The sequence below is a fragment of the Flavobacterium kingsejongi genome, assembly GCF_003076475.1.
Lineage (GTDB): Bacteria > Bacteroidota > Bacteroidia > Flavobacteriales > Flavobacteriaceae > Flavobacterium > Flavobacterium kingsejongi.
On the sequence record NZ_CP020919.1, the window covers coordinates 3,688,637 to 3,702,902 of the forward strand.

General features: G+C 40.0%; 12 protein-coding genes. All 12 read right to left on the reverse strand.

From position 1 onward, the window contains the following. Window positions 1–15: 15 nt before the first annotated feature. The 12 genes from FK004_RS16610 to istB all read right to left on the reverse strand — a co-directional run bounded on the left by FK004_RS16610 (window position 16) and on the right by istB (window position 14,258). Window positions 16–1,899, reverse strand: coding sequence for a monovalent cation:proton antiporter-2 (CPA2) family protein (locus FK004_RS16610; protein WP_227871628.1), 1,884 nt, complete (start codon window positions 1,897–1,899; stop codon window positions 16–18). Between the two features lie 304 nt (window positions 1,900–2,203). Beyond that, window positions 2,204–3,619, reverse strand: a complete 1,416-nt coding sequence (locus tag FK004_RS16615) for a TolC family protein (RefSeq protein WP_108738269.1) — start codon at window positions 3,617–3,619, stop codon at window positions 2,204–2,206. A gap of 36 nt (window positions 3,620–3,655) precedes the next feature. Next, window positions 3,656–6,829, reverse strand: coding sequence for an efflux RND transporter permease subunit (locus tag FK004_RS16620; RefSeq protein WP_108738270.1), 3,174 nt, complete (start codon window positions 6,827–6,829; stop codon window positions 3,656–3,658). A 15-nt stretch (window positions 6,830–6,844) separates the two neighbouring features. Continuing rightward, a complete protein-coding gene (locus tag FK004_RS16625) occupies window positions 6,845–7,972 on the reverse strand; it encodes an efflux RND transporter periplasmic adaptor subunit (RefSeq protein ID WP_193844344.1) in 1,128 nt (375 codons plus the stop codon). Window positions 7,973–8,283: 311 nt separating this feature from the next. Then, complete coding sequence (locus FK004_RS16630; RefSeq protein WP_108738271.1) at window positions 8,284–8,883, reverse strand: TetR/AcrR family transcriptional regulator; 600 nt, start codon at window positions 8,881–8,883, stop codon at window positions 8,284–8,286. Between the two features lie 158 nt (window positions 8,884–9,041). Further along, complete coding sequence (locus tag FK004_RS16635) at window positions 9,042–10,673, reverse strand: NADP-dependent glyceraldehyde-3-phosphate dehydrogenase (RefSeq protein WP_108738272.1); 1,632 nt, start codon at window positions 10,671–10,673, stop codon at window positions 9,042–9,044. 128 nt (window positions 10,674–10,801) lie between these two features. After that, on the reverse strand, window positions 10,802–11,116 hold the full coding sequence (locus FK004_RS16640; protein ID WP_108738273.1) for a hypothetical protein: 315 nt from the start codon (window positions 11,114–11,116) through the stop codon (window positions 10,802–10,804). 50 nt (window positions 11,117–11,166) lie between these two features. Then, window positions 11,167–11,745 carry a TetR/AcrR family transcriptional regulator gene (locus FK004_RS16645; protein WP_108738274.1) on the reverse strand — a complete coding sequence of 193 codons (579 nt, stop codon included), beginning with the start codon at window positions 11,743–11,745 and terminating at the stop codon, window positions 11,167–11,169. Window positions 11,746–11,834: 89 nt separating this feature from the next. After that, window positions 11,835–12,179 carry a hypothetical protein gene (locus FK004_RS16650; protein WP_108738275.1) on the reverse strand — a complete coding sequence of 115 codons (345 nt, stop codon included), beginning with the start codon at window positions 12,177–12,179 and terminating at the stop codon, window positions 11,835–11,837. A gap of 354 nt (window positions 12,180–12,533) precedes the next feature. Beyond that, on the reverse strand, window positions 12,534–12,818 hold the full coding sequence (locus tag FK004_RS16655; RefSeq protein ID WP_108738276.1) for a hypothetical protein: 285 nt from the start codon (window positions 12,816–12,818) through the stop codon (window positions 12,534–12,536). Window positions 12,819–13,029: 211 nt separating this feature from the next. Continuing rightward, on the reverse strand, window positions 13,030–13,359 hold the full coding sequence (locus FK004_RS16660) for a hypothetical protein (protein ID WP_157956140.1): 330 nt from the start codon (window positions 13,357–13,359) through the stop codon (window positions 13,030–13,032). A gap of 161 nt (window positions 13,360–13,520) precedes the next feature. Beyond that, window positions 13,521–14,258, reverse strand: coding sequence for an IS21-like element helper ATPase IstB (istB, locus tag FK004_RS16665; protein ID WP_056251131.1), 738 nt, complete (start codon window positions 14,256–14,258; stop codon window positions 13,521–13,523). Window positions 14,259–14,266 lie beyond the last annotated feature (8 nt).

Sequence of the window (14,266 nt, forward strand, 5' to 3'; positions counted from 1 at the left end):
TTTACCTCTTTTTGATTATAATTCTGTTATGAGGTGCCCCCCACCCGTTATCGTTTGCTCTTTTGCAAGTTGTATTGAGTCCCGGTCTGCCTGCATCAGGGTTTCCAGTTCCTCCATTTTCTCCCGTACTGCTACGAGGTATTCATCGGTATTTCGGATGCTGGCCAGGTATTTTAAGGTTTTTTCATCGTGTACAAAAAATGTTTTTGCCGATCGTGTCGCTTCATAAGTCGTATGCCCTAATAATTTCAGTACATCCACTCCTAATCTAAGGCTCGTATCCAAGGTTTCCCTGTAAATGTGCATGATACCGGCATTCATTTGGTCGTAGGCATCATACCGGTTGGCAGAGCGCACTAATATATAAAGGTTTGGAAAATGCTTTTTTACTGTTTCAATCATACCCAGGCGTTTCTCCCGGTCATTAATCGCAATTACAATAATTTTTGCTTTACGCGCACCGGCAATTTCGAGCAAATCATACCGCGTTGCATCTCCATAATATACTTTCACCCCCATTTTACGCAGCAGGTCGACATTGTCACTATCATTATCCAAAACCGTTGTAGGAATATTATTAGCTTGTAGAAAACGTCCCACGGTATTGCCAAAATGTCCAAAACCAGCAATAATCACAGGATTATCCTCCGCTTCGATATCGCTTTCTTTTTCTTCTGTTTCCGCTCCCTCTTTAGTGGCACAAAGGCTTGGGAGGATTACTTTTTCATTCAGCATCATAAACAAAGGTGTCAATGCCATACTAACCGCAGTAACGCCCATCATCATATCGGTAATTTCTTTGGTCAATATACGTTCCTGTAATGAAAAGCTCAACAATACAAAAGCAAATTCGCCGACTTGGCTGAGGCCAAAAGTAAATATGAAATTTTGTGCGTTACGGACTTTAAACACCTTTCCAACACCATACAGCACTATCATTTTACACAGCATCAGCCCAATTACCAATCCTGCAATCAACAGCGGTTTGCTCATGATGAGGTCAAAGTCGATTGAACTTCCTACCGAGATAAAAAACAGTCCCAATAAAAGCCCTTTAAAAGGATCTATAGCGATTTCAAGCTGATGGCGGTATTCGCTGTTCGCCAATACTACTCCGGCCAGGAAAGCACCCAAGGCAGGGCTTAATCCTACAGAAGTCATCAATACTGCTATACCAACAACCAACAGCAATGCGGTAGCGGTAAACATTTCCCGCATGCCTGTTTTGGCCATCAGGTGAAAAACAGGACGCAGCAAGTGCCTTCCTGCAAATACGATAAACATCACAGAAAAAAGGATCACTACTGCGTGGGACCAATCCGGCAATCCCTGTATGAAGGTGGGATCCTGGCTTACACCAGCAGGCCGCTTCATTGTATTGTCTGAAAGCATAGGAAAAAAAGCAAGCATCGGAATAATGGCTAAATCTTGAAACAATAATACGGCAAAGGAACTCTGTCCGGCTACCGATTTCAGCCAGCCTTTCTCTTCCAGTGTTTGTAAAACAATAGCCGTGGAAGACATGGAAATAATCATCCCCAATACCAGAGCCTGCTTCCATGGTAACCCCAGCAGCAGGAGCCCACTGGTGATTATAACGGTTGTTGCAACGAGCTGCAATCCTCCCATACCGGTAATGGCGCGGCGCATGTTCCATAAACGTGCCGGTTCCAGTTCAAGCCCAATGACAAAAAGCATCATTACAACTCCAAATTCAGCAAAATGCATAATATCGTGGCTCTGGTTTCCCGTCAGGCCCAATGCCGCCGGGCCAATAATTACGCCTGCCGCAAGGTAGCCCAAAACAGATCCCAGTCCCAGCCGTTTGGCAATGGGCACCATGATTACTGCTCCGGCCAAATAGATCATCGCCTGAAAAAAGAAAGTATCCTGCATCATTTTCAAAAATTGTTAGTAGGTAAAAGTAACCCAATAGGGCATTGTCACTGTAAGCCAATTGCTGGACTTACGGAAATCATCCCGAAGTTCAGGATTACTGCTTTATAATAGTGTGAATATACGAAAAAAAAAGAAAAAAGTAGTGGATTAGCCCCGACAGACGGGGTATCCTTGTGCCCGGTTATTTGTGTTCAGCAAATAACCGGGCATAAGATACAACCAGATGGCGGGAACAGGAGTCGGTAAAAACCTACTGCTTTGCTCCCACCGCTACGACTAAAAAACCGCAGTAAAGAATTTGATATTATTTCCAGCCACCGCCTAAAGCACGGTACAATTCTACATTGGCATCCAATTGTGCTTTACGGATAGAAGCTGCTTCGAGTTCGCTTTGCAACAGGTTGGACTGCGCTACAATCACTTCCAGGTAGTTCGCCATACCATTCTGGAAAAGCATAGTGGCATTACGGATCGCTTTTTGAAGTGTTTGTACACGTGCCGCTGCTGCCTCATGTTGTGCTTTGAGTTTTTCCACTTTAACCTGTGCATCAGAAACTTCACCTACTGCTACAAGAACCGCCTGGCGAAATGCAATTACTGATTTTTCACGTTCGATTTTCGCGATTTCAAATTGTGTTTTTAATTTTTTACGTTGCAATAAGGGTTGTGTAAGGCTACCGGCAACGGTTCCAAACAACGAAGCAGGAAGTGAAAACCAGTTGGCACTTTCAAAAGCATTTACCCCACCAGAAGCAGTGATATTCAATGCCGGATACATGGCCGCTTTGGTAATTCCAACTTTAGCATTCGCTACTTTTAAACCCAATTCAGCACTTTTCACATCCGGCCTGCGGGCCAGTAAGGCGGATGGAAAACCCACTGCAGGATCTTCGGTAACCACCATAGCACTCAATACTGTGTTACGCTCCCGTGCTTTTGGAAAACTTCCTGTAAGTATGCTCAGGGCATTTTCCTGCACGGTAATATTTTGTTCCAGCTGTGGAATCAATTGAGCGGCTGTAAGCCTTTGTGCTTCCGCCTGCTGTATGGCAAGGCTCGTCACCTGTCCAGCATCATATTGCAGGTTGATCACAAATAATGTACTGTCATTGAGCACTAAGTTTTTACGGGCTGTACGAAGTTGCTCATCCAGCATCAACAGGTTATAATAGCCTTTGGATACATTGGCAACAACGATCGTCTGCAATGCTTTTTTAGCCTCGCCTGATTGTAAATATTGTGCCAGCGCACTTTTTTTCTGGTTCCGGATTTTACCCCAGATATCCGCTTCCCAGCTCAGGAAAGCACCAGCATTGTAATCTTCCACATGGTTTTTACCCAAAAATGTATTGGTGCTCAACCCATTAAGGCTGTTTTCCGATAACCGGTTACTCACTGCAGTTGCCTGCAGGTTGATTTCGGGTATATTGCCCCATTTTGCCTGTTTCAGTTGCCATTGGGCAGCTTCAACATTTTTCTGTGCAATTAAAAGGTCATTATTTTTAGCGACGGCACTGTCAATCAGTTTCAAAAGGGAAGCGTCGGTAAAAAACTGCTTCCATTCCAAATCGGCCACACTTAACGAATCGGCCGTAGCACTGTCCCTGAAATGATCAGGAACAGCGGATTTTGGCGCTACAGTATCTGTTGAAATTTTACAGGCTGTGAGTGTGAGTAGCAATAACCCCACTACCACATACTGCATGTTGTATTTTTTCATTTTTATATTTTTAAAATTCCCTTAGGGTTCAATAATTTAGATCAGCGGATTTAAAACAGTATCTTCTTCCTGAGCGAACTTAGGTTTGCCCGAAACTTTCTCCTGCAGGTATTGGAACACGATGAACAAGACCGGAATAACAAATAATCCCAGGATAACACCCGAAACCATCCCGCCTGCTGCACCGATACTAATGGAGTGGTTCCCCATAGCGGAAGGCCCTTTGGCATTCATCATCGGCATAAGTCCTACTACAAAAGCAAGAGAGGTCATAATAATAGGACGCAATCTCAACTTTGCAGCTTCTAAAGCCGAAGACAACAGGGATTTACCTGCTTTCCTTCGTTGTGAGGCAAACTCGACAATCAATATGGCATTTTTGGCCAGCAATCCGATCAGCATCACGAGTGCTACCTGTACGTAAATATTGTTTTCGATCCCGGTAAGGCCAATGGCGACAAAAACACCAAAGATTCCTGTAGGTATAGAAAGAATAACGGAAAGTGGTAAAATATAGCTCTCGTATTGTGCTGCCAGCAGGAAGTAAATAAACAACAGGGAAAGCACAAAGATCACTGCCGATTGTCCACCGGAAGAAAGCTCTTCTTTGGTCATTCCTGAAAATTCAAATGCATATCCGGTTGGTAGATGTTGGGCGGCTACCTCTTCTACAGCCCGTATAGCATCCCCGGAACTATAGCCTGGTTTCGCAATGGCATTTACTCCTATCGAATTGAACAGGTTATAACGGGAAGCCGTTTCCGGTCCGTATACCCTTTTCAGGGTTACCAATGTACTGATTGGTACCATATTCCCTAATCTGTTTTTAACGAAAATACCGTCCATGGCGCCAATTTCTGTACGGGCTGTTTTATCTGCCTGCACCATAACGCGGTAGTATTTCCCAAAGCGGTTGAAATCAGAAGCCTGCGCACTACCAAAATAGGCCTGCATAGTTTGTAATATATCCCTGGTGCTTACGCCCAATTGCTCTGCTTTCACATCGTCAACTTCCATATCGTACTGGGGATAATCGGCTTTAAATGAAGTAAATGCTACTGCAATCTCCGGCCTTTTCATCAGTTCCCCGATAAATTTATTTCCAATACCACTGAATTTATCCAGTTTACCACCGGTTTTATCCTGCAATACAATATCCAGACCATCCACATTACTAAATCCTGGAACCGTTGGGAACGTAAAGACGAAGAAATTGGCACCTTTAATACCTGATAACTTTTGGCGTACCTCATCCATAATACCGTTAATATCCTGGATTTTACCGCGTTCTTTCGTTGGTTTCAACAAGACAAAGGCTACTCCGGAAGAAGGGCTGGACGATTGGGTCAGGATATTAAATCCGGACAATCCCATCAGCGTTTTCTTGGACTCCATATTGCCTAATAAATCTTCCGCTTTGTGGATCACAGCTGTAGTACGTTCCAGTGAAGCGCCAGCAGGCATCGATAATGAAATCGCAATGAATCCCTGATCTTCAGAAGGGATAAATCCGGTTGGTGTGCGTTGTACCATAACCACAGTCGCTACAATTACCAAGGCAAGACCTCCAAGGCTTACCCATTTATGACGGATTAAAAAGCGAAGGCTTCCCAGGTAATTGTGGGTGATTTTATCAAATCCACTATTAAAACCGGCAAAAAACTTCTCTTTGAATGATTTTTTCTCTTCTGGCCCATGCCCATTCGAGTGCGTTTCTTTTAGGAATAATGCCGCAAGCGCCGGGCTTAGCGTTAATGCATTTACTGCTGAAATCACAATGGCTATTGCAAGAGTAAAGGCAAATTGCCGGTAAAATACTCCTGTAGAACCCTCCATAAAACCAACGGGTAAGAATACGGCAGACATTACAAGTGTAATGGAGATAATTGCTCCGGTAATCTCACTCATTGCCGAAGCTGTTGCCGCTTTCGGAGAAAGATGTTTATGCTCCATCTTGGCATGTACGGCCTCGACGACGACAATCGCATCATCGACCACAATACCAATTGCCAGTACCAGCGCAAACAACGTCAGCAGGTTAATGGAGAATCCAAGCAAGGACATGAAGAAAAAGGTCCCTAAAATTGCTACCGGAACGGCAATTGCCGGAATCAGCGTAGATCTAAAATCCTGTAAGAACACAAAAACTACAATAAAAACCAGTATAAAGGCCTCGATCAAAGTTGATTTTACCTGTGCAATAGACTGATCCAGTGAATCCTTCGTATTATACAATACCAAATGTTTTACCCCGGTCGGGAAATCTTTGGATGCTTTTTCCATCAGTGCTGCAATGGCAATCTGTATTTCATTTGCATTGGATCCGGCAAGCTGCATGGTCGCAATATTAACGCCAGGTTTTCCATTGACACGGGTAAAATTACCATAGGTGTAGGATCCAAATTCAACTCGTGCCACATCCTTCAAACGCAATACCGAACCGTCGGCATTCGAACGTATTACGATATTTTCATATTCTGTAGGCTTATTGAGTTTTCCTTTATATTTTATTACATATTCAAAAGACTCCTTACTGCTTTCCCCGAATTTTCCGGGAGCCGCTTCCAGGTTTTTATCCTGGATTGAAGCCATAATTTCTTTTGGCGTCAGGTTATAGGCTGCCATTTGGGCTGGGTTCAGCCAAACCCGCATCGAATAATCTTTACTTCCTCCAAAAATCAGGGATTGCCCTACTCCGGGAATCCTTTTGATTTCAGGGATAATATTGATCTGGGCATAATTGGCTAAAAAGGTCTGGTCGTATTTGCTTTCATCTTCAGAATACAAATCCACTACCATGATAAGGCTGTTTTGTTGTTTCGCTGTAGTGATCCCCGCCTGTACTACTTCAGAAGGAAGCTGGCTCGTGGCTTGTGCTACCCTGTTTTGTACGTTTACAGCTGCCTGGTCCGGATTGGTGCCCAATTTAAAATATACCGTGATCACTAATGAACCATCATTACTCGCCGTAGAACTCATATAACTCATGTTCTCTACCCCATTAATGGATTCCTCCAGCGATGGCGCTACCGAACGTAATACCGTTTCAGCATTTGCACCGGGGTAAAGTGCAGTCACCTGAACTGCCGGTGGGGCAATATCAGGAAACTGTTGTAGTGGCAGTTTTGTGAGCCCTAAGATCCCCACAATAACAAGCAGGATAGAAATTACTGTCGCCAGTACAGGTCTATCGATAAATTTTTTAAACATAATTATGATCTGAAATTAATTTTTAGCCAATTGTTTTTTAATGTTTTCAGGCTGTATTACGGTTCCTTCCTGAAGGTTTTCAAAGCCGCTGAATACAATTTTGTCTCCCGATTTTACTCCTTCTCCTACCAGGTAATCAGTACCGCTTTTTCCGGAAACAAGGATAGGCTGTTTGGTCACTTTATTGTCTGCCCCAACGGTAAACACAAAAATCTTATCCTGGATTTCCATGGTAGATTCCTGAGGTACCAATAAAACATTGGCATGATCCAATTGCAACTGGATTTTTCCCGTGTTTCCGGAACGCAATAATCCTTGTGGATTCGGGAATGTAGCCCTGAGTGTGATTGCTCCTGTATTTTTATCAAATTGCCCATCGACCATATCAATATGCCCGGATTGTGCGTAAGCTTTGGTATCCGCCAGAAGCAATTGTACCGGTGGTAATTTTTTGATCTTATCACTAATGGTAATGCCCGGATATTGTTCTTTAAACTGGATAAAGTCATTTTCGCTTAATGAAAAATAAGCATACACTTCGTGTACATCCGAAAGTCGGGATAAAGGCTCAACATCCGTAACACCAACCAGGCTTCCTTGTTTTTTAGGCAAACGCCCAATGTAACCGCTCACCGGAGCTGTAATTAAGGTATAACCGAGGTTTATTTTGGCAGAAGCTACTATCGCTTTTGCCTGCTCTATGGTAGACAATGCGATACTATGGCTTGCTTTTGCAGTTTTGAGTTGGTAATCCGATACTACTTTATTTTGTACTAAAGGTGTCAGCTTATCAATTTCCAGTTGTGCATTTAGTAATGCGGCCTGAGCTGCATGTAAAGAAGCCAATGCATTATTGTATTGCTCCCGATAAGGCTGCTCGTTGATTTTAAATAAGGATTGCCCTTTGGTAACATATTGCCCTTCATCAACGAAAATCTTTTCAAGATTGCCATTTACTTGTGGGCGGATTTCAATATCCACTGTTCCCTGTATGGAAGCGGGATAGGTAACACTGGTAACCGCAGCCGCATTACTGATGGTAAGGACAGGCAAAGATGGAGCCGGAGCCGCAACATTAGCGTTTTTATCTCCGGAACAGGAATAAACTATCAGTATAAGGACTGCTGCAATTATTCTTTTCATGATGTGAAAAATTAGGATTATGGATTGTTTTAATTTTTGATTATTGCTACTAATCATAGTAGTCAAGTTTTATAAATAACACGATTAAACTATTTAATGACGTTAAGTAATTATTACGAAAATGCACTGAAATAAGAGGATCGTTACATTCTATACTTTTTAGTATTAAACTAAATTAAACCATTTAATGACGTTAAGTAGTACGCCAAAAAAGAATGAAAAAAGGAACTTTACACGATTCGTAGAGTATTAAGTTAAAATTAAATTGATGTTAGCAAATTTAATGCTGTTAAGTAGACTGGCAAATTTTTTTAATTTGCTACGGTCAGCGAACGGATGATTCCTCCGATGGCATCTTTTAAAATTTGATTATTAATATTGTCTGATAATCCATTCCCCACAATATTGATCGATATTAGTCCGTGGATTACTGCAAAAAATGTAAAATACTTTTGTTTCACTGATTCATCCGAAGGATTCTGTCCTTTCATCACTTCCCGTATCACCGAAGTGAATAACAGTAATGGCGCTTCGGCTTCCGGAACACGTTCCATACAACAACTCACTTCCACCCCGAACATCACCTGATACATTTCTTTATCGGCGAACGCAAAATTCCAATAGGCCATCCACATCGCTTCCAACTGGTCTGCCGAATTTTCAGCACTATTTTTGGCTTCCTGTATGTATTTGGTCAGGCTTACAAATCCCATTTTAGTCATTTCCTGCAGAATGGCTTCTTTATTGGAAAAATATTCATAAATGATTGGCGCGGTGTATTCAATTTTATCGGCTATCTTACGCATACTTAATCCTTGCCACCCGTCTGTTTTCACAATTTGGCAGGCAGCTATCAATATGTTTTTTTTCGTTTCTTCCTTCTGTCTGAGTATTCTGTCTTTACTTGCCATAATCTCTTCACTCCTCGTTAAAAACTGTAAATTCGTTTAACACCGTTAAGCAAAATTACTATAAAATTAAAACTCCTGCAATTTTCGGTATAATTTTTTCTTATAATAGTATTAAAAAAGGCACAGGCAATTACTCTAATCACCTGTAAACTATGATATTAGAATATAAATTTAGTACTCAGGAAATTTGATTTTTCCTCGTGTACAATTTCATTAATCAGCTTTTTATTACTTTCATTCATCTTAAAAGCGACTAAAGAACGGATCGAAAAAGATCGAATTGCATCCGTTACAGATAACGTCCCTTCGGCACTGTCTTTTCTTCCGGTAAAAGGGAAAACATCTGGTCCGCGTTGGGATTGGCTGTTAATATTGACACGGCTCACCTGGTTTACCAAAGGATCGATCAACGCAGCCAGTTCATCAGAATCTGTACTAAAAATACTAACCTGCTGTCCGTAGTTACTTTCAATCAGGTATTCAATTACTTCTTCCATATCTTCAAAAGGGACTATAGGCACTATAGGCCCAAACTGTTCTTCATAGTAGAGTTTCATCTCTTTATTTACCGGATAAACTACTGCGGGATAAAAAAATGATGCTTTCACAGTACCTCCGTTTTCATTCACCACCTGTCCGCCATGTGCTACTGCATCGGCAATACATTCCTTCAGGTAATCAATTTTATAGGGTTCCGGTAATGGTGTCAGTGAAACCCCTTCCTCCCACGGTAATCCAAATTTCAATTCCGAAACGGCCTGATTGAACTGTTTTAAGAATTCATCGGCAATGCTTTTATGCAGCCAGACAATTTTTAAAGCGGTACAACGCTGCCCATTAAATGATAAAGCACCGGTAAGGGTTTCTTTAACTGCCAGTGGAATATCTGCTTTCGAAGTAATGATCGAGGCATTTTTAGCATCCAGCCCTAATACCGCCCGTAATCGATTTACTTTAGGATGTTGTTTTTTCAGTTCGTTGGCAACCTTACTGGAACCAATTAACGTCAATACATTAATTTTTCCAGATTGCATCAACCCCGGAATAATTATATTGCCCCGCCCGTAAATCACATTAATCACGCCTTTTGGAAAAGCCTCCTGGAATGCTTCCTGTAACGGATAGTGCAACAATGTCCCAAATTTGGGTGGTTTAAAGAGTATGGTGTTACCCATAATCAATGCCGGGATCAACGTGGTAAATGTTTCGTTTAACGGATAATTAAAAGGGCCCATGCACAATACAACCCCTAATGGAGATCTGCGGGATTGCGAAGCAATACCTTCAACAATCGTAAAACCAGAAGAATCGCGATCCAGGTTCTTCAAGGCATCGATCGTAGCATAAATATATTCCACCGTACGATCAAACTCTTTTATAGCATCGGCATGGGATTTTCCAATCTCCCACATAATCAGCTTGACGACTATTTCCTTACGGGCTATCATCTTTCCTGTAAAAGATTCTACATGATGGATCCGTTCTGCGACACTCATGGTTGGCCACTCGCCACGACCATCATTATAGGCTATAACTGCTGCATTTAATGACTCCTGCGCTTCTTTTTCGGTGGCTAAAGGATAACTCCCGATGCGCTTTGATACCAATCCTTCAGCTGTTTTGAGGTAAATTGGCGAATACACCTCGTGCATGGCACCGTCCCACTTTTTCATTTCGCCATCACTGAGGTATTCTTTCTGATGGATCTCATCAATCTGGAATTCAGCAGGAATAGCGTTTTCTGTTACAAATAAATTTTCTAAAGCTTCATTAAAAGACTTGGTATCCATAGACTATAACTTAGAGGTTGGTATTTATAAATTTAACCATAATATCTTTGGGAAATCCTAAATTTGACTAAAAATTAATCCTTTATAATTGAACGTTTGTTCCAGATTAAGCGGGTAAAAAATGCTTTTTACCACAAAGCACCTAATATAAAATCAGGAATTTCTTTAGGGGCTATAGGAGCATACGTCACTACATTTTGTTCCGGTTCAAAAGTTGGCGAACCTGTACTGCTTGGTGTGGCATAGGTATAATTGCCTACAATTTTTTCAGTATACATTTGCTGTTGTAAGGCATTAATCACTTTCTCTTTGGACACGCCTTCTTTTTCACTGATAATTTTCACACACTTATTCAGTACTGCTATCGATTCTTCAAAAGAATTCGTATTGGATACCCTGTTTTTGATATCAATTTGCTGCGGAATGAGATTGCTATTTTTCATAATAGTAAGTTTTAATATTGAACGTTCATTCTAAAATAAACTAAATTTTTTTACTTTTTAATCATTGAAATTAAAAATGTAATCTGGTTCTGGATCAATTGTTTATCACCGGTTACAATGTAAGATTGCCATAAGCCACTGAAATAAGTGCCGACAAAGTTAGCCAGCATTTTGGCATCCTGCTCTTTGATTTCTCCTGCCTCCTGCCCTTTGATAATCAGTTCTTCAAATACCTTTGTAATCTTACAGCCACTGAGCTGTATGATGTGCTGCACGCTTTTGTCGTCAGAAGCCAGTTCCAGGGAACATTTGACAGACATACACGAGTTCTTGCCATTTACAAAAGCTTTTTTTACATTGCCCGACAGGATCTGCTCTATCGCTTTTAAAGGGGATGATACAGTCGTCGCAACATTTGTATATTCCTTCAAAATTTCTTCTGCATAATTACTAAGGCTTTGCAAAAACAAACTGTGCTTGTCTCCAAACGTATCATAAATACTTCCCCGGTTGAGTCCCATAGCTTCCACCAGGTCCTGCATCGAAGTACCACTGTACCCCTTCTCCCAAAAAAGGTCGCGGGCTTTAATCAGTTTTTCTTCCGGTTCAAATTCTTTTGTCCTTGCCATGATGCAAATTTACAATAATAGAACGTTCGTTCAAGAATAAAAAACAGATTTATATAAATTTTAACTTTATATAAATCTGTTTCAGGGTTTTAATCATCACTCAGCAGGTCTTCATCATCCTGATCGGAAGAAACCGACTGGTGGCTTTCTCGCGAGATTTCGATGTTATCTTCGAGGATTGTATCATCAGCATCATATACTTCTGAATCCCTGGAGATTTTCAAAGTATCATTTGCTTCATCATATAATAATTCGTCATTAGCCGTCTCATTATGATCTGAATTTCGTGTTGGGTTACTGTCTTTTGTATACTGAACGCCTTCCTGCTCCATCGCAAGGTATTTATCATGCACATCAAAATTATCTTTATCTTTTGTAGTGTCCGGCGTTTTAGGGACTATTTTTTTATCTGTTTTTTCGTTTTCTTTTTTCATAATACTTTCTTTTTAGAATAAAATAAAACAATTTACATCATTGCCATTTAACAGCTGTAAATTGGTACGTAGCATATTGGTTAATAACTGACTTTGTTTGGTTCTCTTTTTTGTTTTATTGACCAAATCCAATGAAATCTGAACCTTTTTGTGCGTGTAATTTTTTGTTTTCATAGCAATAAAATTTAGTAAATGAGCAACTGGGGTATGGTGTGCCTAAAGACCCTTCCTTACAAATTTCAGGAATTTATAATCCCTTAAATTATACAATTTTACTATATCGTTATACAATTGCCACAAATAAAAAAACGGCCTATACAATAAGCCGTTTTTTAAATCCACAATAGGTAGTACTTATATGGTTTGAATTTGTTTTTGGTGTTTGAAAACAGGGAATGAATATCCCCTTTTTACTTCTAATTTCAGGTTCGAAATGAAGAACAATTTAATTTGATTGATTCCTTTTCCAAGAAAAGATTTGTGAATCAATAAATTTACGATGCAAATCAGCATTAATACAACTTCCATTAGCATTACGATGATCGTATTAAATTCTTGTACATAATCCAATTGGCCTACAAAACTGTTAAGGGTCAATGAAAATACTATTACTGACAGGAGGAGCGATATTGTCTTCATAATTTTACTTTTTTTAGATTAGTATGGTGATAGTGGTTTGTCAAATTTGTTTCTGCTAAATTATACTATCTGTACACCTGTGCCGTTACACAATTTTAAGAAAATATTATATTTAAAAATTATCAGCACCAAATTCTGCAGATCCCAATAATCCAAAAATCCGCGCTACAGCAGCTGTAACGCGGATTTAGTCCTTTTAGTCCTTTTAGTATCAGCTTTTTCTGCTTACAATTTTATTATTCACGACCTCCTGGTTGAGTTCATTGGTAAATAAAATCTGATTTTTTTCATAATTCTGCAGGGAAATATTATAACGGGCATTTTTTACCTTTTCATAATTAATAGTAGTATCTACTTCATAATAAGAAAAGCCTTTTCGCATCTTTGAAGGCAGGTAACCGCAATAGGCATAATATTTCCCATCAATAATAATACTCACATTATAATAGTCAAAATTATCATTGTTGATTAATATCATCCCGGCATCGGTAAATTCCATTTTAGGATTGATGCGGTATTTTTCTCCTTTTGAACAGGACAATTGCAAATTCCGGTTATATTGATCACCCCATTCCGTTTTAAAGTGAGCACCTGATTCCAGTTCAAAATGACCACCTAATTCCGGTGCAAAGTGAGCACCTCCGTTTTGATTAAAAACTATATTTTTTCATCTGTTAATTAGTATTCAAATATAATAAAATATCACTCTTTGTTTATTCCTCTTTTCTTTCTCATGGATTCTCCATGTAATTCAAGCCTATGAGATTGGTGTATAAGTCTGTCTAATATTGCATCGGCTATCGTTTTTTCTCCAATTATATCATACCAGCCTTGAACTGGTATTTGTGATGTCACGATTATAGAGCCGTTATTATGCCTGTCCTCTATGATCTCTAAAAGAGTAATTCGGTTATGGCTGTCAAGTGCCTGGAGTCCAAAATCATCAAGTATTATAACATCCTGTCTTTGTATTTTGGTAAGTTCCCGTAGATAAGTACCATCTGCTTTAGCCATTTTTAGTCTAGCGAACAATTTTGAGGTATTAAAATAACTTACCTTAAAACCCTGTATACAGGCTTGATAACCTAATGCAGTACCTAAATAACTTTTACCGACACCGGTGCTTCCAGTGATTAAAATGTTTTCGTTTTTCTCTATAAATTCGCATTCTGCCAGACGCAGTACCATGTTTCGGTCCAGGTTACGTGATACATCAAAATTGATACTTTCAATATTTGATTTGTAATGGAATTTGGCATTAGTGATACTTCGTTCAATACGACGATTGTACCTTTCATCCCATTCTGCATCAATAATCATCGATACAAACTGGTCAAGGGTATAATGATCTGTTTTCCCGCTTTCAATGGCTGTTTTAAAAGCATTAAACATGCCATAAAGCTTCATTTGTTTCATTTTGGTTACTGTGGATTCATTCATTTTTTCAA